Raw genomic sequence first — 23,047 nt, 5'->3', positions numbered from 1 at the left:
TATCCGGTGATGATGCCTGTATGGTTCCACCTGTTCCCATACCGAACACAGTAGTTAAGCATACAGAGGCCGAAAGTACTTGTCTGGAGACGGACTGGGAGGATAGGTAATTGCCGGTTTTGATTCCTCGATAGCTCAGCCGGTAGAGCACCTGACTGTTAATCAGGCTGTCGCAGGTTCGAATCCTGCTCGAGGAGCCATTTTGTTCATACCCTGGGGTGATTGGGGTATAGCCAAGTCGGTTAAGGCACGGGACTTTGACTCCCGCATCCGCTGGTTCGAGTCCAGCTACCCCAGCCAGATATGGTTCACTAGCTCAGTTGGTAGAGCACCTGACTTTTAATCAGGGTGTCCCGGGTTCGAATCCCGGGTGAGCCACCATTTTTTAACATCATTCCACTTGATTGTTTTTGGCGCGTTGGTCAAGCGGTTAAGACACCGCCCTTTCACGGCGGCTTCATGGGTTCGAATCCCATACGCGTCACCATTTATCATGACTCACTAGCTCAACTGGCAGAGCAACTGACTCTTAATCAGTAGGTTCACGGTTCGATTCCGTGGTGGGTCACCATTTTATGGGCGATTAGCTCAGCTGGGAGAGCGCCTGCCTTACAAGCAGGATGTCAGCAGTTCGATCCTGTTATCGCCCACCATATTATGGCCCGGTAGTTTAGTTGGTTAGAATGCCGCCCTGTCACGGCGGAGGTCAGGGGTTCAAGTCCCCTTCGGGTCGCCATTTTGATTTTTAACGCCTTATGGCGTTATAAATATATATGCAACTTGTTAAAATGCCTCTGTAGCTCAGTTGGTAGAGCAGGGGACTGAAAATCCCCGTGTCAGTGGTTCGATTCCGCTCGGAGGCACCATTTTTTCAAGCTGGTGTAGCTCAATTGGTAGAGCAGCTGACTTGTAATCAGCAGGTTGGGGGTTCAATTCCTCTCGCCAGCTCCACTTGTTTTATTTGCGGGTGTAGCTCAATGGTAGAGCTCCAGCCTTCCAAGCTGATCACGTGGGTTCGATTCCCATCACCCGCTCCATTATTGATATGTTACTGCCGGGGTGGCGGAACTGGCAGACGCAACGGACTTAAAATCCGTCGGTTGGAAACAACCGTACCGGTTCGATTCCGGTCCTCGGCACCACCTTTTATGAAGGCGGGTAATTAAATAGTTATTATGCGGACGTGGCGGAATCGGCAGACGCGCTAGTTTCAGGTACTAGTGGTGGTGACATCGTGGAGGTTCAAGTCCTCTCGTCCGCACCATATTGATTTTTGCTTATATGCGGTTGTGGCGGAATTGGCAGACGCGCTACTTTGAGGGGGTAGTGTTCACAAGACGTATGGGTTCAAGTCCCATCAACCGCACCATATATGATTTGTATACCATCTGATAGTAATATCAGATGGTTTTTTAGTTTCCAGGCTGCTTAAATTTTAGTGCCATAATTTTAAAATTGTTGTAGAAAAAGTGTTGACAATGAATGGTATTTCACTTATAATATTACATGTTGATTCGGTGCTTATATCGAATGACAATTAAATATGCGGATGTGGCGGAATCGGCAGACGCGCTAGTTTCAGGTACTAGTGGTGGTGACATCGTGGAGGTTCAAGTCCTCTCATCCGCACCATGTTCTTGCGGTCGTGGCGGAATTGGCAGACGCGCTACTTTGAGGGGGTAGTGTTCACAAGACGTATGGGTTCAAGTCCCATCGACCGCACCATTGAAATTTTAGCTCAGACTTTTGTCTGGGCTTTTCTTGTACCATAAGTCTATGCAAGGAGGGTACCGATGAGAATCGTTCGGGCAATAGGCATAAGCATTTATATTCTGCTTGTTAGTTTGTTCGTGCCGTGGCGGTGTTTGGCTGCTGCGATAACGCCGCAGGAGGCAGAGCTTTACTTTACCTCAAGCTTGGTTTCGCTGGCGTCTTATAGTGACGGGCTCAACCTTTTAACTCGTGAATGGCTGGAGGAAAGCGGCTGGTATTTTGATTCGCGGGAGAATATCAATCGTGTAGCCGACGGACGCTTTCATTTGGTGTCGCGCAATCTTCCGGGAAAACAGTCGGTCTATTTTCTGGCTTTTCCAGGCACTGAACGGTTAAAAGATGCCGAGATTGATTTCCGGGTCAAACGTGTCTTGTTTGGCGGGAAAACACCACAGCAATTTAAGGAGGCTGCTGCGCTAGGGGAACACAATGGCTCCCAACCGCTCGTACATCAAGGGTTTAATGATTACGTTCAAGTAGCACTCTTCCAGCAGCCGCTGGATGAGTTTGGCAACCGGACGGCTGGGGAATTCCTGGCGCAGGAACTGCGGGGAAATCCCGATGAAATCCTTTATTTGACTGGTCATAGCCTCGGTGGAGCCTCGGCAACGCTGGCCGCTGCCCGTTTCGCCGATTTGGGCGTCCGCCCCGAGCAGCTGCAGGTCATCACCTTTGGCGCACCAGCCGTAGGCAATGAAACTTTTGCGCGCCGGTATGAACATAAGATGAATCTTACGCGGATTACGATGGCGGCTGACCCGGTCAAGAGTGTTTTGCAGTCGTTAACCGGCGGATTTGTTCAATTCGGGAAAAAGATTGTCTGGAAGAATAATAAATCAGAGCGGTTTGCTCATGATATGGTTCTCTATCTCGACCAGAGCCTGCGGACGTATCAGGATACCCATCCAGAAACCGACCCAATGCCGCCAACGCTGCAGGGAACTCCGGCAAGACTAAGTGGCGGCCTTTATGTTGCTCCGTTTGAGTTTAAACTGGATAAAAAGCTCCAGCAGGATTTGCCTTATATGCGGCGCACCCTGCGGGAATTGCTGCAACAGGAGTATGCTCCTGTTATCCTGCCGGAAAAGAGTGATAAGAAGAGTATTGCTGCTCTTTGTGCAGAGCAAAAGAAGGCTGGCTGCCGCTATGTTTTGGTAGAGCGTTTTTCTGGCAGCCGCATCCGGAATGAGCGCAATAATTACCGCCTGGTAATGGAAGAGGAGCTCTATAATACCGATGGGAATTTGCTGACTATGCAGACAACCAGTGCTACTACCACCAATCTGACGCCGATTGAAACGGTGGTTTATTTGCAGTTTCAGGCAAGGGAGCAGCGGGAAAAATTCCTGCAGTAAGAAATGGCAGCGTAAGCGCGGGATATCTTACTGTGTACAGAATACATTAAAAACTCTGAAAACTTATTGACATCTAGCTAAAATTCGGGTATAGTAGAAGTAAGCTAAAGGAAAGAAGTTCAGGGCTTTCCAATAGCAGCCGGCATGTCAATAAGCAAGGGGAGGAGATTCCGATGGGCTGGTAAGAACCCCATGGGAAAAGGTACATGGAAAAGATAACAAAAGACAGGAAATAACCGCCAATTGGTGACGAGAAAGCCATTGGCGGTTGTTTTCTGTTATCGTCAACCCTGTGTTTAACTGCCCTGTGTTGTATTTGAGAGGAGTTCATAATGGAGAAAGCTAACGTTTATTTTACCGATTTTCGCGTGCAGGTGGGCACGAGTCTGCTGCAAAAGCTTAAAACGCTGTGCATTGCTGCTGGCATTAAGAAAATTGATATGGAGGGCAAATTTGTGGCCATCAAAATGCATTTTGGTGAGCTTGGCAATATGGCCTTCCTCCGTCCGCAATATGCAAAGGTCATTGCTGATATCGTCAAAGAGCAGGGAGGTGTTCCTTTTCTGACAGATTGCAATACGCTCTATCCGGGCAGTCGTAAGCATGCCCTGGAGCATTTGGATTGTGCGAATTTCAATGGATTCAATCCCACGACTACAGGCTGTCAGATCATCATCGGCGATGGCCTGAAGGGAACGGATGATATTGAAGTACCTGTTAAGAATGGTGAGTATGTAAAAGCCGCCAAAATCGGCCGGGCCGTTATGGATGCGGATATTGTAATCAGCCTTTCTCACTTCAAAGGACATGAGATGACAGGCTTTGGCGGCGCCATCAAGAATATTGGCATGGGCTGTGGAAGCCGTGCCGGTAAGATGGAGCAGCATTCTTCGGGGAAATGTGTCGTCAATGCTGACCGCTGCCGTGGTTGCCGCAAATGTGCCAAAGAGTGTGGTTCCAATGCCATTACCTATGAGAACAACAAGGCAGTCATCCACGCAGATCTTTGCAAAGGCTGTGGCCGCTGTATCGGTGCCTGTGGTTTTTCGGCAATCCGCAACGAACAGTGGGATGCGGGCGACCTGTTGGATAAGAAGATGGCAGAGTATGCGCAGGCGGTTGTCCAGGATCGTCCCTGCTTCCATGTGAGCCTGGCTATGGACATTTCGCCGAACTGTGACTGCCATGGGGAAAATGATGCACCAATCCTGCCGAATATTGGCATGTTCGCTTCTTTTGACCCTGTGGCAATTGACCAGGCTTGTGTGGATGCCTGCCAGAAGATGACGGCTATCGAAAACAGCCAGCTGGGCGATAATCTGAAACAGCCGGATTGGCATCATCACCATGATGTGTTTATGGACAACAATCCGAATGTTCATTGGAAAGAAACGCTCGAACATGCGGAGAAAATCGGCATGGGTACCCGGGAGTATGAGCTGGTAAAACTGAAATAACGAAGCGGCAAAAAGCAGGCAGGATTTTGGTGCTGGTATCGCGAATGATATATAGGACAAACTAGAAAACGAAGGAATGTGTTGACATGATTGTACTATCGGAATTACTGGCAATCCTGCCGGAAAAACAGCAGGTCGAAATCAAAGATTATAAAGGGGAAATAACCGCAGTCCCCGAGAAGTATATGTGCTTGCCAGTCGGTGAGATGCATGCGCAGGATTCGGTGCTGGTGATTGAGATTGCCGATGTGGATAAGCTCTCGATTGAGGAAATGTGCGCATTGTTATTCAAGGGCAAGGGAAAAGAGTCCGAACTTTTCCGCCGCCGTTTTTCCGACGAACAGTGAGGAAAATTAAACCTGCATGAGATATGCCGCCTTTGTTAAGGCGGCATTATTTTTGTCTTAAAGTTTACATAAATCCCATAGAGTTCTAATCTTGCCGATAGATAATGTAAAAAAAGAAAGATTATGTATGAAGGCAAAGGAGGAATATATATGGGGATTCATGCAATCAGCAGTATCAGTGCCTTGCATTATGATAATCAGTATTCAGATTCCTCCGCGGGCAATAAGAGCAAGGAAGCGTCAACTGGTTTTCGTGAAGTTCTAGCCGAGGCAACGGCGCGGGCAAAGTCCGAGGAGAATCAAACGGCAGGTGCGATTACGGTTACGAAGTTATTGCCGGATGGAACGCTGGTCGTCCGGAAGATGCAGGGCGGACGCATTATTTCCGAAACAAAGCTTAGTGGGGCAACGGTTCAGCAGCAGCAGAATTTGCAGGTTGCGGGCAGCTGGGTTCCTAAGGCCTATACGGCAGGCAATCAGGTGGCTGCCGGTTCCTTGTTCAGTGCAACGGTTTGATGAGTGGATTTGCCACGTTGTGACCATGAATTAAGGAAAAATTTTTATAAATGGTTAAATGTGTACAGGCTTAGTAAGTTACTGGCTTGTACGCATTTTTTGTGTGTAAAAATGTCTCGCTTATCGTTACAAATTTACATAATGTCCTTGAAATTGATACATTTTTAGAATAAAATAAGAAAATGCTTATGTTTTAAGGAGGAAAGGAAATGGGTATCAAACAAAAATTTTTTGCACTGGCTGGTGTGGCCGGTGTAATCATGGCAATTGTATCTGGTGTGGGATACTATCTTGCCAGCAGTCATCTCAGTAGCAGCGTCGAACGGGAAATTACCGATACGATGCAAGGGGCAGCCAATAAACTGGATGGCTGGCTGCTGGCTAAGAAGCAGGTGGCAGTATCGGCGGCAAACCTTATGGCCAAGCAGGATGATGGTACGAAGTCACCAGAGCAATTGCGGTCCTTACTGGCAGTAGCTGGTGAGGATGCAAATTCTGTTTCGGATTTGGTGGTGGGCAACAGTGATGGCACTATTGTAGGGTATCGTGCCGGCAATCTGGCCCCGAAGCTCAATCCGCTTACCATGCGGTTTTATAAGCTGCCGAAGGCATCGGACCAGGTAGAATTTATGGATACGTATGTCGACCGTATTACGGGAAAATTGGTGGTATCGATTGCCGCACCGTATCATAATGCTGCTGGTGCATATCGAGGTGCTGTCTGTGAAGATATTTTCCTGGATATCCTCAGTGAAGAGGTTAAGGACCTCAAATATCAGGGGGAGGGTGTTGGCTACATCCTCGACAATGCCGGCAACGTTATCGCTACGGAAGACCAGGATGCGCTGAACAAGAATGCCGCTGATTTGCCGGGATTCCAGCAGGAATATCAGCGCATGACGCAGCAGGACACCGGATTTACTACAGTCGAGAAAAATGGGGAGGATATGGTCCTCGCTTATGCGAAAATCCCCAGTACCAACTGGATTGTTGGAATTCTCGTGCCGGAGGAGGTCATTTACAGCCAGCTTACCGCATTAAAATGGACCTATGGCGTTTTGACGCTGGTGGGCATCATGCTGATTGTCTTTGCCTGCCTGCAGTTTGCAACGGGCATAACGCGTCGTATTTTGGAGCTTAAGGAACATGCTGCGGAATTGGCAGAAGGCAACTTGAGTGGCCAAGACCTTGTGAATCTTGAAGCGGATGAACTCGGTGACCTTGGACGCGGATTCAATGCGATGAAGGCACATATCAAGAAGCTTATCACGCAGATGAGTGCTACTTCTGAGCAGGTGGCAGCTTCGAGTGAGGAGCTGACGGCAAGTGCCCAGCAGTCGGCGGATGCGTCTACGAATGTGGCCCAGACCGTAGCGGAGGTTGCTGCCGGTGTTTCGGACCAGACAGGGCATGTCGACAAGGCTGCACGGAATGTGCAGGATGTGGTAGCTAAGCTCGACGGTGTCGTGGCCCAGATTCAGCAGATTACGGAAATGACGGTGGCAGCAGCACATGCCGCCAGCAACGGCCAGACTTTGATGGAGCAGGCGGTAAACCGCATGGGCAAGATTGAATCGAGTGTTGGCGATTCGGCAGAGGTTGTAGCAAAACTTGGCAAACATTCGCAGGAGATTGGTGCCATCATCGATACAATTTCCGGCATTGCTGAGCAGACGAATCTGTTAGCACTTAATGCGGCGATTGAGGCGGCGCGTGCTGGCGAACAGGGGCGTGGTTTCTCGGTGGTTGCCGATGAGGTGCGCAAGCTGGCCGAGCAGTCCCAGGCAGCTACGGAGGAAATCCGCCAGCGCATTGGTGCGGTTCAGCGCGGTACTGGCGAGGCAGTAAGCAGTATGCAGGCTGGTAGTGACGAAGTACAGAATGGTGCTGAGGCAATCCGCGCCGTAGGTGAGGAGTTCCATAGTATCATGCAGCGTGTTGCGGCCATCAAAGAGCGTATGGCAGCGATTGATGAGGCGGTACAGGTTGTATCGGCGGGCGGTTCGCAGATTGAAAGCGCAGTAAACAGCATTGATGCGGTAAGCCGCAAGACCGCCGAGCAGACGGAGTCAATTTCGGCCGCTACGGAGGAACAGTCGGCTTCAACGCAGGAAATTGCGGCAGCTTCGCAGTCTTTGGCTAAGATGGCTTCCGAGCTGCAGGATATGGCAGCAAAATTCCGAGTATAAACCGGCACTTGAACAATAGCGATAAAACGAGGGATAAGAAAGAGGTTTGCTTTTGCGGCAAACCTCTTTTGTGATATGATAGGAATAAACGAACGAGCAGGAGGACGCAGGAATGAAAATAGCAGCAACGGATTTTGACGGAACCCTTTGCCCCATCGGTGAGCCTATTCCCGAGGAAAATATCAAGGCGATAAAAGTTTGGCAGGAGGCTGGCAACAAATTTGGCATTGCCACGGGACGGGGGCTTTCGCTTATTCGTGAAGCGTTGGCGAAATATGATGATTTGCAGCTGGATTTTCTCGTTTGCAATAATGGTGCGGTGTCGCTGGATGCCCAAGGGAATATGATGCACTGCCAGGCAATTGCGCCGGAGGTTTTACAGGGGCTCCTTTCGATGGAGATTGTGCAGGATGAGCACTATTCCCTGCTGGTGTTTACGGCTCATGAGGTGTATAGTATCCGGCCCAATCCGTTGATTCCGATCGAATTGATTCCGCCAATTACGGTGGAACAGGCACTAAAGCTTTCCGATGTGGTTCAAATCAGCATGAAGTTTGATACCCCGGAGCAAGCACAGCAGGTCTCGGATGATATCCATGCGAAATATCCAAGCCTTGGCGGCAATATCAACCGCAGTTATCTCGATATCAACTATGTGGAGAGCGATAAGGGCTGGGGGCTGCAAAAGATGCTTGATTCTGGCGCTTGGAAGGATAAGGAACTACTGGTTATTGGTGATGATAAAAATGATTTGCCGATGATTGAACGATTCCACGGATTTACGGTAGCAACAGCCAAGCCTTTTATGCAGGAAGCTGCAGCGAAGGTATATGATACGGTGGGGGCGATGCTGCTGGACAATATGTGAGTAAAAAAATACCGATGACTCTTGCCGAGGAGTCATCGGTATTTTTCGTTTCGCGAGTGGATTATGCTTCTTTTTTCTCACCGGGGATATCTTTAATCGCTTCAGCACCGCGCTGGCCGGTACGGATGCGGACAGCATCGGTAAGTTCCGTAACGAAAATCTTGCCATCGCCAAAGCTGCCAGTGCGCAGGACTTTCTGAGCTGTATCGAGAACTTTCTCGACGGGAACTTCGCAGATTACGGTCTCAATCTTGATCTTTGGTACGAGATTGATATCGTATTTTTTCCCGCGGTAAACTTCTTCGTGGCCTTTCTGCAGGCCACAGCCAAATACCTGGCTTACCGTCATGCCGAGTACGCCGATTTCGTTGAGGGCGCGCATGAGGTCATCGAGTTTGCTGGAGCGGGTGATGATTTCAATTTTTGTGATTTTCATGCGGCCACCTTATCCTTTCTGTGCATTGATACTCATGACGGTGTTGGCAAGCATTTCGCTGGAGTCTTCAAAACTGCCAAGCATCGGGCTGCCAGTCATGACGGAACGGGCATAGCCGCGTTCGCCGTGTTCGACGATGTCGAGACCCGTGAGTTCTTCGGCTTCGGAAGCGCGGGTTTCCATCAAAGCAGCGACAATCTTATAGAGGACGTAGGTGCCGGCAATAGCCAGGGCATAAGCGACAACAATCGAAACGAGCTGTGCCGTGAAAAGATGGGTTTCGCCGAAGAGCAGGCCGTTGGCACCATCCGGATTGATTTCGGTGGTAGCCCAGAGACCCGTGGCAACAGCACCCCAGGTGCCGCCGATGCCATGAACACCAAAGGCGTCGAGGGCATCATCGTAACCGAGTTTTTCTTTAAGAACTGCAACGGCGAAGAAGCAGACAACGCCGCCGACAAGACCAATGATAACCGAGGGAAGCGGTGCGACAAAACCAGCTGCCGGGGTGATGGCGACGAGACCTGCGACACAGCCGGAAGCTGCACCGAGAATGGTCGGTTTGCCATTGAATTTCCATTCGGCCAATACCCAGGAAACGGTAGCGGCAGCGGCAGCAGCCTGGGAGGTTACGAAGGCATTGGCAGCCAGAGCATTGGCGCCGAGAGCACTGCCGGCATTAAAGCCGAACCAGCCAAACCAGAGAAGCGTAGCACCGAGGACGGTCATCGGCAGGTTGTGAGGAATCATAGCGGTATGGCCATAGCCTTTGCGTTTGCCGAGCAGGATGCAGAGGGTAAGTCCAGAAACACCGGAGAGAATGTGGATGACGAGGCCGCCGGCAAAATCAAGAGCACCGAGTTCGGCCAGGAAGCCGCCGCCCCATACCCAATGAGCCATCGGGTTGTAAATGAAGACAGCCCAGAGAAGGATAAAGACAGCAAAAGCAGCAAATTTCATGCGTTCGGCAAAGGCGCCAGTGATGAGGGCCGGGGTGATGACGGCGAACATGCACTGGAAGGCAACAAAGGCGAGTTCTGGAATCGTGCCATTTTCGAGAACGTTCAAGCCGACGCCAGCAAGGCCGAGTTTGTCGAGACTGCCGATGAAGCCGTTGATATCGGCGCCGAACGTCATGGTGTAGCCAATCAGTACCCATTCAACCGAAATCATGGCAACGATGAAAAAGCTCTGCATGATGGTAGTCAGTACATTTTTGCTGCGAACCATGCCGCCGTAAAAGAAGGCAAGTCCGGGAGTCATAATGAAGACCAGGGCTGCACTGATGAGGACCCAAGCCGTATCGCCCGTATCAATCATGGAAATCAAATCCTTTCGTTCAATAAGTGGATAATAGCGGTAATATGGGATAAGAATAACGAGGAAAATAAAAAGCGTCCCACAGATTCCGCGGGAATCCATGAGACGCCATTGTCTCTTTGCGGCATGTCAATCGGGAAATTGGCATGCCTATGATACTTGACAGACAATCAACCTTTCGGAGGACAGAAAAGCCCCAGAGAATCCGGTACCTGATTCTCTGGGGCGTCATTGCCTCTTGTTTGTTGGTTGATGGCTTTATTATAATCAGCGATTTTTATTCTGTCAATATTCTGTTGTTATGTATACAAGAATACAGACGGCAGGAAAAAGCTGTTCCCGGCACGAAGTATTCCAGGTGATTATATGGAGACAGGTGCTAAGGGGGAACGATAGTATGACAAAAGATGATGCGGTACTACGTATGACAGACATCGTGGCAAAGTTTGTCGCCTTTACGGGAAAACGGCTGCCGGATGATGTCCGGGAAAAGATTGCCGAATTGGCTGGACAGGAAGAAGAGCCGCTGGCAAAAGCAATCTATCAGACCATGCTGAAGAATCAGGAACTCGCGCAGGAGCTCAATCGTCCCAGCTGTCAGGATACGGGAGCCATTCAGTTCTTTCTTAAATGCGGCGCAAACTTTCCCTATATGAGTGAGCTGTCCGGCATTCTTCGCGAAAGCGTAATCCGGGCGACCAAGGAGGCACCGCTTCGTCATAACGCGGTCGAAACGTTTGACGAATACAATACGGGCAAAAATGTAGCCTTGGGGATTCCCTCGTTGTTTTGGGATGTAGTTCCCGAGCGGGATGACTGTGAAATCTACACCTATATGGCCGGGGGCGGCTGCTCGCTGCCGGGACATGCCAAAGTATTGATGCCAGGAGAAGGTTATGAAGGCGTTACGCGGTTCGTGCTTGATGTCATGACCAGTTATGGGTTAAATGCCTGTCCGCCTCTGCTCGTAGGCGTAGGCATTGGCACTTCGGTGGAAGTGGCGGCCCTTCATTCCAAGAAGGCACTCATGCGTCCTATCGGATCCCATAATCCCAATCCGCGGGCGGCAAAAATGGAACAGCTGCTGGAAACTGGCATCAATAAGATTGGCCTTGGCCCGCAGGGACTCAGGGGGAAGAACTCCGTGTTAGGGGTAAATATCGAAAATAGCGCCCGCCATCCGTCGGTTATCGGCGTAGCGGTCAATGTCGGCTGCTGGTCGCACCGCCGCGGCCACATCGTATTCGATAAGGACTTGAACTATACGATTGATTCCCATTCGGAGGTGGATTTCTGATGGCAAAGAAAGTACTTACAACGCCGATTCAGGCTGAGGATTTGGAAGATATTCATGTCGGTGATGTCATTTATCTGACGGGCAGGCTGACGACTTGCCGCGATGTCGCGCACCGCCGTGTCATTGAAGAGAAACGGCCGCTGCCGGTAGATGTAAAAGATGGCGCCATCCTTCATGCCGGGCCGATTATCCGGCCTTTGGGGGAGGATAAATACGAGATGGTTACCGTGGGCCCGACGACCTCCATGCGGATGGAAAAATTCGAAGAGGAATTTATCAAGGAGACTGGTGTCCGGCTGATTATCGGCAAAGGCGGTATGGGTGACGGAACGATGCGCGGCTGCCGCGATTACAAGGCGATACATTGCGTATTTCCTGCAGGCTGTGCGGTAGTAGCCGCTACCTGTGTAGAAGAAATCATCGATGCGCAGTGGAAGGATTTGGGCATGCCGGAAACCCTGTGGACCAGCAAGGTAAAAGAATTTGGCCCGCTCATTGTGTCGATTGACACGCATGGGAATAATATCTTCGAGGAGAACAAGGTCATCTTCAACAAACGAAAAGAAGAAGTCTATGAAGAAATCTGCCGTGAGGTCAGATTTATCAAATAATCATGGGCGGATGACTTCGCCCCATTTGGCGGCCAGCATTTCCATGCGCCACCGGGCATTGGCCGGGCTGGTAGATGGCATGGCATGAAAGGTGATATCGGTTCGGGCCAGCAGGGCTTTATTATAGCGCTTGAAGGCCTCTGCGGATTTACCGCCATTGAAACAGATGGTTTTGATATGAGGATAGTTTGCCAGCAGGGCAGTGAAATCATTGCCCTGCTCATTTTTTATGGCCGAATCAAGACTGCCGTCGCGTTCACAGGAATCAATGGAATCCCAAAGAGCGATGTGATGGCGCAGGAGCATTTGCAGCCGCTGGTTATAATCCAGCGGGACAGCTGCTTCTTCGAGCAGCTGGGCCATCAGGGGCCAAAAGCGGTTTTGCGGATGCGCGTAATACTGCTGCTGCGCTAGTGACGTAACACCAGGCATAGAACCGAGAATCAGTGTATGACAGTTATCATCGATACTGGGGGGAAAGCCGATACAATTCATAAAATACCTCCAATCGTTTTCTTGCACTATTATTTTAGCATATCGGAAAAATAATCTTGACTGGCTGGAATTTTTTGCTATAATTAATTCAACAAATGAATTGTTGTTCATATATTAAGAGGAAGGCGTGAGGTGAGACGGATGGATAAAAAGAAGCGCAATTTGGTGAGGATTATCGCAGCTGCAGTGATGCTGGCAGTGTTAGCCTATGCTCCGTTGGCGGGGGGCTGGCGATTTGCCGCTTATCTGGTGCCCTATCTGGTAGTTGGTTATGATGTCCTGCTGAAAGCTGCCAAAGGCGTGAAGAACCGCAAGGCCTTTGATGAAAGCCTGCTCATGGCAATCGCTACCATCGGTGCTATGGCACTAGCTGTTTATGAAGACGGCGATTATACGGAAGGTATCGCGGTCATGTTGTTCTATCAGGTGGGCGAGTGGTTCCAAAGCTATGCGGTGGGCAGGAGCCGCCGCGATATCAGCGAACTCATGGATATTCGTCCGGACTATGCCAATATCGAAAAGGAGAATGGCCAGCTGGAAAAAGTTGATCCAGAGGAAGTGCAGCCCGGGACGATAATTGTTGTCCAGCCAGGCGAAAAGATTCCTCTGGATGGAGTCGTGACCATGGGGCAGTCAAGTCTTGATACCGTTGCTTTAACTGGTGAGAGCCTGCCAAGGGATGTAAATCCCGGGGATGAAGTGTTAAGCGGCTGCATCAATAAGAATGGCCTGTTGCGGATTCGGACAACCCGGGAATTTGAGGAATCCACGGCATCGAAAATATTGGAATTGGTAGAAGAGGCAAGTTCCAACAAGTCGCGCTCAGAAGCCTTTATCACGCGATTTGCCCGCGTCTATACGCCGGTCGTCGTCTATGCGGCAATTGCGCTGGCACTCTTGCCGCCGCTTTGGCAGCTTTTTCTGTTAGGTGGGGCGCCGCAGTGGGGAATGTGGTTTTATCGCGCGCTTACGTTCCTCGTTATCAGCTGTCCCTGTGCGCTTGTTATCAGCATTCCGCTCAGCTTCTTTGCCGGGCTGGGCGGTGCCAGCCGCCAAGGTGTGCTGATTAAGGGTTCGAACTATCTGGAGGCGCTGGCATCTGTCGATACGGTGGTCTTTGATAAGACTGGAACTTTGACGAAAGGTGTGTTTGAGGTTACGGCAGTTCATCCGGAAAAAATGGATGAAAAGCAGCTGCTTCATTTGGCTGCGCATGTGGAGCGGTTTTCAACGCATCCCATCGCGGCGTCTCTTAAGGCAGCATATCGCAACGAAGCCGATGACTGTGCGGTAGAAGATATAGAAGAAATCGCCGGTCATGGCGTCCGGGCCAGAGTCAATGACCACAAAATTAGTGTTGGCAACAGCCGGATGATGGAAGCAGAAGGCATTTCATGGCATGATTGTACGCATACCGGCACTATCATCCATGTTGCCATGGATGGGGAATATGCTGGTCATATCGTGATTTCGGATGTCGTCAAGGAAGACTCGGCCAAGGCGGTTGAGGCTTTGCACCGCAATGGTGTTGCCGAGGTGTTTATGCTGACTGGCGATGCGGAAAAAGTGGCAGCCGAGGTGGCAGGTAAGCTGGGAATCGATAAGGTGTACAGTGAACTGCTGCCAGCTGACAAAGTGACGAAGGTAGAAGAACTGCTGGCCGCAAAACAGGCAGCCGGCAGCCAGGGCAAATTGGCTTTTGTGGGGGATGGCATCAATGATGCGCCGGTAATATCCCGGGCCGATGTCGGCATCGCGATGGGAGCTATGGGCTCAGATGCTGCCATTGAGGCGGCTGATGTGGTGCTGATGGATGACAATCCGCTGCAGCTGGCCAAGGCTCAGCGCCTTGCCCGCAAGACGATGCGAATTGTCCGGCAGAATATCCGGGGGTCAATCGGTATCAAGGTCATTGTGCTGGTTCTGGGCGCGGTTGGCCTGGCGAATATGTGGGCGGCAATCTTTGCCGATGTAGGCGTCATGGTATTAGCCGTTCTTAATGCCATGCGGGCGATGATGGTGCCGAGAAATAACGTGAAGGAAGTCAGTGGCAGAAAGGAAAGCGACATGAAAAAAACGTATAAAATCGATGTGGATTGTCCCAATTGTGCGAATCTCATGGAAGAAGCTGCGAACAAAACGCCAGGCGTAAAGATGGCGACAATCAATTTTATGCTGTTGAAGATGAAAGTGGAATTTGAAGATGGATATGATGCCAAGTCGGTTATGGAAGAAGTCCGGCTGAATTGCAAAAAAGTCGAAGACGATTGCGAAATCTATCTCTAACAAGTTAATAAGCCTTTGAAAACGGTCCTTCGTATTTATGGCCTGTCATGGTGCAGTCCGGTCAATGCGAAGGGCCGTTTTTGGCAAAAAAGGGATAATGGCGTTATTATAGAAGATATATTATAGAAGATATCATAATTGTAAAAAGGTCGTGATGGTTTGACGGAGCAGAATAAATCTATGACGAAAATGCAGCAGCATATCGTTGCGTTCTATCACAAGAATCCGTTCCTGGAGTATATCCATGCTGAGGCCGTGCCGGCAGCCGATGGCGGCGTCCGGTTGGAGTTGATGGTGGAGTCTGAGCATACGAACCTCTACGGTATTATCCACGGGGGAGCTCTTATGACATTGGCAGATACGGCGATGGGAGCAGCGGCACTGGCACGGAATAAGAAAGTCGTTACCATGAATCTTTGCATGGATTTTATGCATTCGGTGCCGATGACCACGAGGATTATCGCCACGGGGGCGGTCCTTCATGATGGTCGCCATACCATGACTTTGGAAAGTGAAATCCGTGATGAAGCAGGAAAATTGTTTGCCAAGGCGCATGGTACTTTTTACGTACTCGGCCGTTTTGTTGACGATGCGGCAGAATAAAGCGTATAATAATTTACATAATTACGATACTTAAGCTTCTTTAGCACCGGGAGGTTACAGAATGAGTAGTTTGACGTTGGCCAAGGCAAAAGAAATACTTAGCAAACACACGACAGAGGCGCATCTTTTTACCCATGCGGCTGCTGTCAGCGCAGCTATGGGCGCAATGGCAGAGCATTTTGGTGAAGACAAAGAGCATTGGGAAGCAATCGGATACCTTCATGATGTCGATTATGAAAAGTATCCGGATGAACATTGTCATCATGTGCGCGAACTACTGGCAGATGAAGGTGTTGAAGAAGCGGATATCCGGGCAATTATTTCGCATGGCTGGGGAATTACGACCGAGGAGGCAGAACCGCTGTCGGCTATAGAGAAGAGTCTCTATACGGTGGATGAGCTGACCGGAATCGTGCAGGCTTATGCCTTGATGCGTCCGGAAAAGATGGATGGAATGGAACTCAAATCCTTTAAGAAGAAATTCAAAGATAAGAAATTTGCGGCAAAGTGCAGCCGGGAAACCATCAAGAAAGGATTTGAAATGCTCGGCATGGAGCCGGGGGATGTTATGCAGTGCTGCATTGAGGGAATGCAGGCCCATAAGGAGGAGTTAGGCTTTTGATTGATGAGCATGAATGGCGGAGTGTACTGCAGGTCGCAGAAGATGGCACCTTTTCGGCTGCAGCCAAGCACCTTTATGTTTCGCAGCCGTCGTTATCGCAGTGTATAAAAAAGATAGAAGGGGAGCTCGGCGAGGCTCTGTTTGACCGCAGCCAGACGCCGTTGCTGCTTACGCCAGCTGGCGAGATTTACGTGGAAAAGGCTCGGGAGATTCAGCGGCTGAAGCAGGAACTGGTCAAGGGAACGGCCGACCTGTCAGAACTTCGCACGGGGAATCTCTGTATCGGCAGCTCGCGGACGCGGTCTTCGTGCTATCTGACCCAGCCTCTTATCGAGTTTCATCGGAATTATCCCGGGATTCGGTTGACCGTACGGGAGCACAGCTTGTGGGAACTCAAGGAGGACGTACTCGCGGGGGCAGTCGATTTTGCGCTGCTCTATGAGCCGCTGCCCGATAAGAATTTTGCTTCGATACCACTTTTGAAGGAGCGTACCTTGCTGGCCGTACCGATGGACCATCCTTTCGCTGTCCGCTTTGGCGGCCGTCAGATAACGCCTTACCCGACGCTTTCCTTTGCCCGGCTTCACAAGCAGCCATTCATTAAGCTGCAGGAAAGCCGGCGGATGGCGCATATCTATCGGAATTTATGCCAGGAAACGCAGTGCGAGCCGGATGTGGTCTTTGAGGCCAACAGCATCATTGATGCGGCAGAACTCTGCATGGCCGGACTAGGCATTACTTTGGTAACGGATATGCTCGTGCGCGGCTGGCGTTGGAAGGAAGCGCCCTTCTTCTTTGAATTGGAAGAAAATGTGGAGGAGCGGCAGCTCGTGGCAGCTTATGGCCGCGGCCAGCATCTTTCGCAGGCAGCGAAGACGTTTATTGCGCTGTTGAAACGGTAATCCGTTTGTCTATACTAAACAAGGGGCTGTTGCACGTAAATTCAACGTGCAGCAGCCTTTTGTGTATGAAAAAAGATTTGGATGATGCATTTTCTCTAAAAAAATAACTGAAAATACGGATATCTCGCAATCCTCCTTGGCGGGTATTGTTTTTTTGAATAGGCGATATAAGCAGTATGTATTTCCCCGATAGCTTTTTTTTATGTAAAATAATTCTAGTTAATAATTTGAGAAAATTGTTGTGTATTGGGAAGTGTTTAGGAGGGAATACTATGTCGAAGGAGATTTCACGTCGTACCTTTATAAAGGGCGCGGCAGCAGCCGGTGTCGTTGTGGCTGCAGGTTCTTACTTCACCTGGAATGGTAACAATATTCCAGAAAAGGTCAAAAAAGGTGACATTACTTATGATGTTCTGATTATCGGCAGTGGCGGTGCTGGTATGCGTGCCGCTTTGGCAGCCGCTGAGAACAAGAACCTCAAAGTTGCTGTTATGACGAAGCTCGTACCGACGCGTTCGGCTTCGACGATGGCACAGGGCGGCATGAACGGTGTTACGGGTGTATCCGATCCGACGGATACGGTCGAGTCGCATGTGTTTGATACCATCAAGGGTGGCGACTATCTTTGCGACCAGGATGCTGTTGAGTACTTTGCAGAGCGTGCTGGCGCAAATATCTACGAGATGGACTATATGGGCTATCCGTACAACCGCCAGAAAGACGGCTGCTTCCATCAGCGCAAGATGGGCGGTCATTCCCATCCGCGTGCTTCCTACTTTGAGGACCGCGCTGGTCATGCTATGGTTCACACGCTGTTCGAGCAGTGCCTGGAAAATGGCATTGACTTCATCTCGGAGTGCCAGATGCTTGAAATCAGCATGAGCGGCGAAAAGAACGACCAGCTCAACGGTGTTATCGCTATGGATATGCGCTCGGGCAACCTCATCGGCGTTCCGGCAAAATCTGTTATCATTGCAACGGGCGGTTATGGCCGTGTGTACTGGATTCGTACGTCCAATCCGTACAGCTCCACGGGTGACGGCATCGTTGCCGGCATGAATGTTGGTATTCCGTTCAAAGATCCGGAAATGGTACAGTTCCATCCGACGGGCCTGTCGGCTAATGGCGTCCTGCTGTCCGAGTCCAGCCGTGCCGAGGGTGCACAGCTCAAGAACAAGAATGGCGAGCGTTTTATGGAAAAATATGCGCCGGAGAAGAAAGAGCTGGCTACGCGTGATATCGTAGCGCGTGCTATTGCTACGGAAATCGAGCAGGGCCGTGGTGTCGGCGAGGGCATCCATGCTGGTGTCTACATGGACTTCACGGTTATTCCGGCTGAGCGTATCCGCGAGCGTCTGGGCCAGGTTGCTGACCTTTCCAAACGCTTCGCTGGTGTCGACATCACGAAAGAGCCGGTTCTCATTGCCCCGACCTGCCATTACTCCATGGGCGGCCTCGAGATGGCTGACTTCCATACGGGTGAGTCGCGCGTACCGGGTATCTATGTCGCTGGTGAGTGCAGCTGTGTATCCGTACATGGTGCAAACCGCCTCGGCGCTAACTCCCTGTCGGAGGTACTCGTTTTTGGTCATACGGCCGGCGACGGTGCAGCTGCCTACGCAAAAGAGCATAATTATGCTGGCAGCCAGGACAAGCTGGCTCAGGACTGCCAGAAATGGAAAGATAGATTTGAAGAAGTCACGAGCCGTCCGGAAGGCTGCGGCAAGACCGTACCGGAGATTCGTGATGCCATGGTCAATACGATGTGGTACAAAGCTGGCGTATACCGTCAGGAAGACCAGCTGAATCAGGCTACGCAGGAACTCAAGGCCCTCGAGGAAGAGTACAAACACTGCTATGTTGGTGACTCCTCCCATGTTTACAACACGGCCTTTGAGCAGTACATTGAGCTCGGAAACCTGCTGCAGATTTCCCATGCTATCGTACAGGGTGCACTGGCTCGTAAAGAGAGCCGCGGTGGTCATTCCCGTCGTGATTTCCCGAAACGTGACGACAAGAACTTCCTCAAGCATACGCTTATCTTCAAAGATCAGAAGACGGGCGAGTATCGTGCCGAGTATAAAGATGTCGTTATTACGAAATATCAGCCGAAAGAAAGGAAGTATTGATCATGGACGTAAAGCTTAGAATCCATCGCTTCGTTGAAGATAAAAAATGGGTGCAGGATTACACGCTCCCGGTTACGGTTGGTATGACGGTACTTGAGGCCCTGACGCAGATTAAAGAGCATCAGGATCCGACCCTTTCGTTTACCTGCTCCTGCCGTTCTTCCATCTGCGGCGCTTGTGCTGTCCGCGTCAACGGCAACGCTGAGCTCGCTTGCGAGATTCTCGTTGAGAACCTCATGAAACGCTATGATACGGATGAGCTCACCATTGAGCCGCTGGGCAACTTCCGCGTCATCCGCGACCTCATTGTCGATTGGGACCCGAAATATGCCCGCATCAAGAAAATCAAACCGACGGTTCATCCGAAAGCTGAATTTTCGGCTGAGGAAGGCTGCAAGCAGTCTCCGGAAGAGTTTAACAAATTCAAGAAACTCGCCGGTTGTATCCTCTGCGGTTCCTGCGTATCCGAGTGCAACAAGAACTCCTGGAATCAGGATGACTTCCTTGACCCGTTCGTTTTCGTCAAGGCTGCCAAAATCACGCGGGATTCCCGTGATAAGGACCCGAAAGAGCATCTCAAGGCTGTTGTTGATGCTGGCCTCTGGCGCTGCTTCAACTGCCAGGAATGCACGGCAAAATGCCCGAAAGGTCTCGACCCGGCTGGTGCTATCGAGAAACTCAAAGAAGCTACGTTCAAGATGGGCCTCGATGATAACGTTGGTGCCCGCCATGCGAAAGCTATCTATGATGATATCAGCGATTCCGGTACGCTCGACGAGTCGAAGCTCAACATCAAGTCCGAGGGCTTCTTCGCCGCCGGTCTGCGTGCGCCGATGGCTCTGCGCCTCATGCGCGTTGGCAAGATGAATCCGCTGGATAAGCATCCGGTCAACAAAGAGATCGACACGATCCGTAAAATCGTTAAGAACGCAGAAGCAGCATCGAAGGAGGAGAATTGATTATGAAATACGCATTATTCCCGGGCTGCGTCCTCGAAGGCGCTGCTGCTGAAGCTTATACGTCCTTGAAAAAAGTTTGCGAGAAACTCGGTATTGAAATCGAAGAGATTCCAAACTGGACCTGCTGTGGTGCATCCCATGCACAGGGTGTTGATGATTTGGCTGCACTGGCTGTCAATGCTCGCAACATTTCCATTGCCGAGAATATGGGTTGCGATATCATGACGGTCTGCAACACTTGCACGCTGCAGCTCCGTACGGCTAAAGCCCGCCTGGATAAGGATGAGAAACTTCGCGAGAAAGTCAACAACATTCTCAAGGAGTCCGGTCATCCGTATGAGTACAAAGGCACGAGCCAGATTACGCATTTCCTCTGGATTCTTGATGACCATCCGGAACTCTTGGATGGCAAGATTGTAAATCCGCTTAATGGCTATAAAGTCGCTGCTTACTATGGCTGCCATATCCTGCGTCCGCAGGAGGTCATGGACCATGGTGATGGCAAACATCCGGAGTACATGGAGCGCCTCGTCCGCAAACTCGGCGCAGAGCCGGTTTGGTTCGATGCAAACCGCAAATGCTGCGGCTTCCATGCCCAGCTGGCTGCTGAGCACGATGTGCTCAAGGCTACGGGTGAGATTGTTGACAGCGCTGACCGCGCTGGCGCTGGTGCACTGGTTACACCGTGCCCGCTCTGCCAGATGCAGCTCGATATGTACGAGCCGGAGGGCCGTGAGGCTGTTCATTCCCAGGCACAGGTTCCTATCCTGCACCTGCAGCAGCTCGTAGGTCTGGCTCTTGGCCTGACGAAAGAGGAAGTTGGCTTCAACCGCCACGTCTCCGCACAGGACAAACTGAAACTGGGCTGATAAATACGCGTACCCTTTCCTAAAATTTAGATAAACACACACATCACAACACAAAGGTGACAGGCTCACAAAGAGTCTGTCACTTTTGTGTTATACTGAAGAAAAAAATGCAGGGGGTATCGGGAATGGCAAAAGTTGTTATCATTGGAGCAGGTCCTGCCGGTGTATCGGCAGCTCTTTACGCACGCCGCGGAGGCGCTGAAGTAACGGTGATTTCCAGCGGGAAGGATACCGGCAGTTTAGCCAAAGCCCATTTGATAGAAAATTACTATGGGCTGGCAGAACCGGTAAGCGGAGTGGAACTCCTGGCACGCGGAATCGATGGGGCAAAACGCATCGGCGTGGAATTTCGCGAAGGCGATGTGGCTGCCGTGAATTTTGCCGATGATTTTCATAGCTTCCGGGTGGAAACGGAGCAAGAGGGATTTGAGGCCGACAGCGTCATTTTAGCCGCTGGGGCAGCGCATAAAACTTTGCCGGTTCCTGGCATCCGTGAATTTGAGGGAAAGGGCATCAGCTATTGTGCGATTTGCGATGCGTTTTTCTATCGCCAAAAGAAGGTGGCGGTCATTGGTGCTGGCGAATATGCGCTGCATGAGGCGGCGGCACTGCTTCCGCATGCGTCGGAGGTGACTTTGCTTACCAATGGAGAAGAACCCGCCTGTGCAGTCCCGGAGACGCTATCAATCCATCCGGGAAAATTGGCGGCTGTGGAGGGGGACGGCCGGGTACAGCAGGTGCGTTTCCAGGATGGTTCGGTTTTGCCGGTTGATGGTGTATTCTTGGCGGTTGGGGTTGCCGGCAGCACCGAGCTTGCGCGGAAGCTCGGCGTAATGCTCGAGGGAAATGCTATCAAGATAGATGAACAGATGGCCACCAATATTCCCGGTATTTTTGCGGCGGGAGATTGCACCGGCGGTTTGCGGCAGGTGGCAAAAGCCGTCTATCAGGGAGCGGAAGCCGGGCTGGCTGCAGTGCGCTATTTACGAGCGGAATAGGTACATTTGTCATTAGACGAACCTTGTGTGTTTATGGTAAAATCAATACTAGCTTTTGAATGAAATAACGAATCTTGGGTAATTCTGGAAATGAGGAACGTGTAATGATTAAATTAATCTTGTCGGATATGGATGGGACGCTGCTGGATGAGGCGGGCCGGTTACCGGCGGAATTTGATGCCATGATGGAAAAACTCCATGACCGCGGGGTTATGTTTGCGCCGGCCAGTGGCCGTCAATACTACTCGCTGGTGGACAGCTTCCCCAAGTATGCCGATACGTTCCTCTTTGTCAGCGACAATGGCACGATGGTCCGCCAGCATGGAGAGGAACTTTTTTCGGATGTCATTGAGCGGGATAAGGCAATGGAAATTGTCAACAGCGTAAACGACAAGCCGGACATCTACAATGTGTTTTGCGGCAAGAAAAAAGTTTATCTGCTCAAGGATAAGCAGCCGGAAAAATACATGGATGAGCTCATGAAATATTTTAGCGAAATCGAATTGGTCGACTGCTTTGAAGACGTTGACGATGACCCGATTAAGATTTCTTTTTTCACGGCTGACGGGGATGCCGATACGAAGATTTTTCCGCTGCTCAAGCATTACGAAAGCTCGATGCAGGTAGTATTGGCAAGTGCCTATTGGGTGGATATTACTAACCTTGGAGCCAATAAAGGTATGGCCGTACGCAAGATTCAGGAACGTCTGGGCCTGGCTCCGGAAGAATGTGCAGCGTTTGGCGACTATATGAACGATAAGGAGATGCTGGAGTCGGTTTATTACAGTTATGCCATGGCCAATGCGTATCCGGCCATCAAGGAGGTTGCCCGCTTCACGGCCAAGAGTAATGTCGAAGCTGGCGTTATGGTCAAGATTCAGCAGCTGCTCGATGAGGGATTGTGCTGATAGCCGTCATGCGGTATTTTCCTTAATGGTATTGTAAGAAAAATATAAGGAAAAACATCATTTTTATTTAAGGAAGCTCCAATTCAAGATTCCTATACTTTAAAACA

At 50.5% G+C, this 23,047-nt stretch carries 20 protein-coding genes, 15 tRNA genes and 1 rRNA gene; 33 read left to right on the top strand and 3 right to left on the bottom strand.

The annotated features are described in order from the left end of the window. The first annotated feature begins 2 nt into the window (after positions 1–2). From rrf to FZ040_RS09375, 22 genes are all read left to right on the top strand, one after another. A 5S ribosomal RNA gene (gene rrf / locus FZ040_RS09480) occupies positions 3–119 on the top strand. A 5-nt stretch (positions 120–124) separates the two neighbouring features. Further along, positions 125–200 (top strand) — tRNA-Asn (locus FZ040_RS09475). Positions 201–223: 23 nt separating this feature from the next. Further along, positions 224–300, top strand: a tRNA-Gln gene (locus tag FZ040_RS09470). A 5-nt stretch (positions 301–305) separates the two neighbouring features. Next, positions 306–381, top strand: a tRNA-Lys gene (locus FZ040_RS09465). A gap of 31 nt (positions 382–412) precedes the next feature. Further along, a tRNA-Glu gene (locus tag FZ040_RS09460) sits at positions 413–487 on the top strand. An 8-nt stretch (positions 488–495) separates the two neighbouring features. Beyond that, positions 496–571: transfer RNA gene (locus tag FZ040_RS09455), tRNA-Lys, on the top strand. Positions 572–577: 6 nt separating this feature from the next. Beyond that, a tRNA-Val gene (locus FZ040_RS09450) sits at positions 578–653 on the top strand. 6 nt (positions 654–659) lie between these two features. Further along, positions 660–736 (top strand) — tRNA-Asp (locus FZ040_RS09445). Between the two features lie 54 nt (positions 737–790). After that, positions 791–866, top strand: a tRNA-Phe gene (locus tag FZ040_RS09440). Positions 867–875: 9 nt separating this feature from the next. Then, positions 876–951: transfer RNA gene (locus FZ040_RS09435), tRNA-Thr, on the top strand. A 12-nt stretch (positions 952–963) separates the two neighbouring features. Further along, positions 964–1,037 (top strand) — tRNA-Gly (locus FZ040_RS09430). A 16-nt stretch (positions 1,038–1,053) separates the two neighbouring features. Next, positions 1,054–1,142 (top strand) — tRNA-Leu (locus FZ040_RS09425). A gap of 35 nt (positions 1,143–1,177) precedes the next feature. Then, positions 1,178–1,264: transfer RNA gene (locus tag FZ040_RS09420), tRNA-Leu, on the top strand. A 19-nt stretch (positions 1,265–1,283) separates the two neighbouring features. Further along, a tRNA-Leu gene (locus tag FZ040_RS09415) sits at positions 1,284–1,369 on the top strand. Positions 1,370–1,545: 176 nt separating this feature from the next. Next, a tRNA-Leu gene (locus FZ040_RS09410) sits at positions 1,546–1,632 on the top strand. Between the two features lie 7 nt (positions 1,633–1,639). After that, positions 1,640–1,725: transfer RNA gene (locus tag FZ040_RS09405), tRNA-Leu, on the top strand. 68 nt (positions 1,726–1,793) lie between these two features. After that, entirely contained in the window at positions 1,794–3,128 is a 1,335-nt protein-coding gene (locus tag FZ040_RS09400) for a lipase family protein (protein ID WP_149171756.1), read from the top strand. A 332-nt stretch (positions 3,129–3,460) separates the two neighbouring features. Then, positions 3,461–4,585 (top strand): DUF362 domain-containing protein, encoded by a 1,125-nt coding sequence (locus FZ040_RS09395; protein ID WP_187620302.1) that lies wholly within the window; start codon positions 3,461–3,463, stop codon positions 4,583–4,585. 86 nt (positions 4,586–4,671) lie between these two features. Beyond that, complete coding sequence (locus tag FZ040_RS09390; protein ID WP_149171754.1) at positions 4,672–4,932, top strand: hypothetical protein; 261 nt, start codon at positions 4,672–4,674, stop codon at positions 4,930–4,932. 150 nt (positions 4,933–5,082) lie between these two features. Then, positions 5,083–5,448 carry a hypothetical protein gene (locus FZ040_RS09385; RefSeq protein ID WP_149171753.1) on the top strand — a complete coding sequence of 122 codons (366 nt, stop codon included), beginning with the start codon at positions 5,083–5,085 and terminating at the stop codon, positions 5,446–5,448. 209 nt (positions 5,449–5,657) lie between these two features. Continuing rightward, positions 5,658–7,637, top strand: coding sequence for a methyl-accepting chemotaxis protein (locus tag FZ040_RS09380; protein WP_149171752.1), 1,980 nt, complete (start codon positions 5,658–5,660; stop codon positions 7,635–7,637). 112 nt (positions 7,638–7,749) lie between these two features. Further along, positions 7,750–8,505: an HAD hydrolase family protein gene (locus FZ040_RS09375; RefSeq protein ID WP_149171751.1), complete on the top strand. Its 756-nt coding sequence runs from the start codon at positions 7,750–7,752 to the stop codon at positions 8,503–8,505. A 61-nt stretch (positions 8,506–8,566) separates the two neighbouring features. Here FZ040_RS09375 and FZ040_RS09370 read toward each other — a convergent pair whose 3' ends face one another. Beyond that, positions 8,567–8,941 (bottom strand): P-II family nitrogen regulator, encoded by a 375-nt coding sequence (locus FZ040_RS09370; protein WP_149171750.1) that lies wholly within the window; start codon positions 8,939–8,941, stop codon positions 8,567–8,569. Positions 8,942–8,950: 9 nt separating this feature from the next. Continuing rightward, positions 8,951–10,363 (bottom strand): ammonium transporter, encoded by a 1,413-nt coding sequence (locus tag FZ040_RS09365; RefSeq protein WP_439653918.1) that lies wholly within the window; start codon positions 10,361–10,363, stop codon positions 8,951–8,953. A 295-nt stretch (positions 10,364–10,658) separates the two neighbouring features. Between FZ040_RS09365 and ttdA the strand changes: the two genes are divergently transcribed. Continuing rightward, complete coding sequence (ttdA, locus tag FZ040_RS09360; protein ID WP_149171749.1) at positions 10,659–11,558, top strand: L(+)-tartrate dehydratase subunit alpha; 900 nt, start codon at positions 10,659–10,661, stop codon at positions 11,556–11,558. Further along, a complete protein-coding gene (ttdB, locus tag FZ040_RS09355) occupies positions 11,558–12,169 on the top strand; it encodes a L(+)-tartrate dehydratase subunit beta (protein WP_149171748.1) in 612 nt (203 codons plus the stop codon). The genes ttdA and ttdB overlap by 1 nt, the downstream gene beginning before the upstream one ends. Here ttdB and FZ040_RS09350 read toward each other — a convergent pair whose 3' ends face one another. Further along, entirely contained in the window at positions 12,170–12,664 is a 495-nt protein-coding gene (locus FZ040_RS09350; RefSeq protein ID WP_149171747.1) for a DNA-deoxyinosine glycosylase, read from the bottom strand. It lies immediately after the preceding gene. 141 nt (positions 12,665–12,805) lie between these two features. Between FZ040_RS09350 and FZ040_RS09345 the strand changes: the two genes are divergently transcribed. The 9 genes from FZ040_RS09345 (at position 12,806) to FZ040_RS09305 (ending at position 22,940) form a co-directional block, all read left to right on the top strand. Next, entirely contained in the window at positions 12,806–14,950 is a 2,145-nt protein-coding gene (locus FZ040_RS09345; RefSeq protein WP_149171746.1) for a heavy metal translocating P-type ATPase, read from the top strand. A 180-nt stretch (positions 14,951–15,130) separates the two neighbouring features. Then, positions 15,131–15,553 carry a PaaI family thioesterase gene (locus FZ040_RS09340; RefSeq protein WP_149171745.1) on the top strand — a complete coding sequence of 141 codons (423 nt, stop codon included), beginning with the start codon at positions 15,131–15,133 and terminating at the stop codon, positions 15,551–15,553. A 61-nt stretch (positions 15,554–15,614) separates the two neighbouring features. Next, the gene (locus tag FZ040_RS09335) at positions 15,615–16,175 is read left to right on the top strand and encodes an HD domain-containing protein (RefSeq protein WP_149171744.1); all 561 of its coding nucleotides are present in this window, start codon (positions 15,615–15,617) and stop codon (positions 16,173–16,175) included. Continuing rightward, positions 16,172–17,077 (top strand): LysR family transcriptional regulator, encoded by a 906-nt coding sequence (locus FZ040_RS09330; protein ID WP_149171743.1) that lies wholly within the window; start codon positions 16,172–16,174, stop codon positions 17,075–17,077. The genes FZ040_RS09335 and FZ040_RS09330 overlap by 4 nt, the downstream gene beginning before the upstream one ends. A gap of 272 nt (positions 17,078–17,349) precedes the next feature. Beyond that, complete coding sequence (locus FZ040_RS09325; RefSeq protein WP_149171742.1) at positions 17,350–19,206, top strand: FAD-binding protein; 1,857 nt, start codon at positions 17,350–17,352, stop codon at positions 19,204–19,206. 2 nt (positions 19,207–19,208) lie between these two features. Then, positions 19,209–20,165 carry a succinate dehydrogenase/fumarate reductase iron-sulfur subunit gene (locus tag FZ040_RS09320; RefSeq protein ID WP_149171741.1) on the top strand — a complete coding sequence of 319 codons (957 nt, stop codon included), beginning with the start codon at positions 19,209–19,211 and terminating at the stop codon, positions 20,163–20,165. Positions 20,166–20,167: 2 nt separating this feature from the next. Beyond that, the gene (locus FZ040_RS09315; RefSeq protein ID WP_149171740.1) at positions 20,168–21,034 is read left to right on the top strand and encodes a CoB--CoM heterodisulfide reductase iron-sulfur subunit B family protein; all 867 of its coding nucleotides are present in this window, start codon (positions 20,168–20,170) and stop codon (positions 21,032–21,034) included. Between the two features lie 125 nt (positions 21,035–21,159). Then, complete coding sequence (locus FZ040_RS09310; RefSeq protein WP_295098764.1) at positions 21,160–22,032, top strand: NAD(P)/FAD-dependent oxidoreductase; 873 nt, start codon at positions 21,160–21,162, stop codon at positions 22,030–22,032. Between the two features lie 104 nt (positions 22,033–22,136). Then, complete coding sequence (locus tag FZ040_RS09305) at positions 22,137–22,940, top strand: HAD family hydrolase (protein WP_149171738.1); 804 nt, start codon at positions 22,137–22,139, stop codon at positions 22,938–22,940. The last annotated feature ends 107 nt before the right edge of the window (positions 22,941–23,047 follow it).

It is taken from the genome of Pseudoselenomonas ruminis (genome assembly GCF_008271295.1).
In the GTDB taxonomy this organism is placed as follows: domain Bacteria; phylum Bacillota; class Negativicutes; order Selenomonadales; family Selenomonadaceae; genus Selenomonas_A; species Selenomonas_A ruminis.
This window is presented reverse-complemented; position numbering and strand designations above follow the sequence as displayed.

What these genes read in the sequence shown, in the direction of transcription:
- FZ040_RS09335 (WP_149171744.1), top strand. Translation starts at nt 15,615, where the DNA reads ATGAGTAGTTTGACGTTGGCCAAGGCAAAAGAAATACTTAGCAAACAC.
- FZ040_RS09370 (WP_149171750.1), bottom strand. Translation starts at nt 8,941, where the DNA reads ATGAAAATCACAAAAATTGAAATCATCACCCGCTCCAGCAAACTCGAT.
- FZ040_RS09315 (WP_149171740.1), top strand. Translation starts at nt 20,168, where the DNA reads ATGAAATACGCATTATTCCCGGGCTGCGTCCTCGAAGGCGCTGCTGCT.
- FZ040_RS09305 (WP_149171738.1), top strand. Translation starts at nt 22,137, where the DNA reads ATGATTAAATTAATCTTGTCGGATATGGATGGGACGCTGCTGGATGAG.
- ttdA (WP_149171749.1), top strand. Translation starts at nt 10,659, where the DNA reads ATGACAAAAGATGATGCGGTACTACGTATGACAGACATCGTGGCAAAG.
- FZ040_RS09345 (WP_149171746.1), top strand. Translation starts at nt 12,806, where the DNA reads ATGGATAAAAAGAAGCGCAATTTGGTGAGGATTATCGCAGCTGCAGTG.
- FZ040_RS09320 (WP_149171741.1), top strand. Translation starts at nt 19,209, where the DNA reads ATGGACGTAAAGCTTAGAATCCATCGCTTCGTTGAAGATAAAAAATGG.
- FZ040_RS09375 (WP_149171751.1), top strand. Translation starts at nt 7,750, where the DNA reads ATGAAAATAGCAGCAACGGATTTTGACGGAACCCTTTGCCCCATCGGT.
- FZ040_RS09400 (WP_149171756.1), top strand. Translation starts at nt 1,794, where the DNA reads ATGAGAATCGTTCGGGCAATAGGCATAAGCATTTATATTCTGCTTGTT.
- FZ040_RS09325 (WP_149171742.1), top strand. Translation starts at nt 17,350, where the DNA reads ATGTCGAAGGAGATTTCACGTCGTACCTTTATAAAGGGCGCGGCAGCA.
- FZ040_RS09310 (WP_295098764.1), top strand. Translation starts at nt 21,160, where the DNA reads ATGGCAAAAGTTGTTATCATTGGAGCAGGTCCTGCCGGTGTATCGGCA.
- FZ040_RS09395 (WP_187620302.1), top strand. Translation starts at nt 3,461, where the DNA reads ATGGAGAAAGCTAACGTTTATTTTACCGATTTTCGCGTGCAGGTGGGC.
- FZ040_RS09385 (WP_149171753.1), top strand. Translation starts at nt 5,083, where the DNA reads ATGGGGATTCATGCAATCAGCAGTATCAGTGCCTTGCATTATGATAAT.
- ttdB (WP_149171748.1), top strand. Translation starts at nt 11,558, where the DNA reads ATGGCAAAGAAAGTACTTACAACGCCGATTCAGGCTGAGGATTTGGAA.
- FZ040_RS09340 (WP_149171745.1), top strand. Translation starts at nt 15,131, where the DNA reads ATGACGAAAATGCAGCAGCATATCGTTGCGTTCTATCACAAGAATCCG.
- FZ040_RS09390 (WP_149171754.1), top strand. Translation starts at nt 4,672, where the DNA reads ATGATTGTACTATCGGAATTACTGGCAATCCTGCCGGAAAAACAGCAG.
- FZ040_RS09350 (WP_149171747.1), bottom strand. Translation starts at nt 12,664, where the DNA reads ATGAATTGTATCGGCTTTCCCCCCAGTATCGATGATAACTGTCATACA.
- FZ040_RS09365 (WP_439653918.1), bottom strand. Translation starts at nt 10,363, where the DNA reads ATGGATTCCCGCGGAATCTGTGGGACGCTTTTTATTTTCCTCGTTATT.
- FZ040_RS09380 (WP_149171752.1), top strand. Translation starts at nt 5,658, where the DNA reads ATGGGTATCAAACAAAAATTTTTTGCACTGGCTGGTGTGGCCGGTGTA.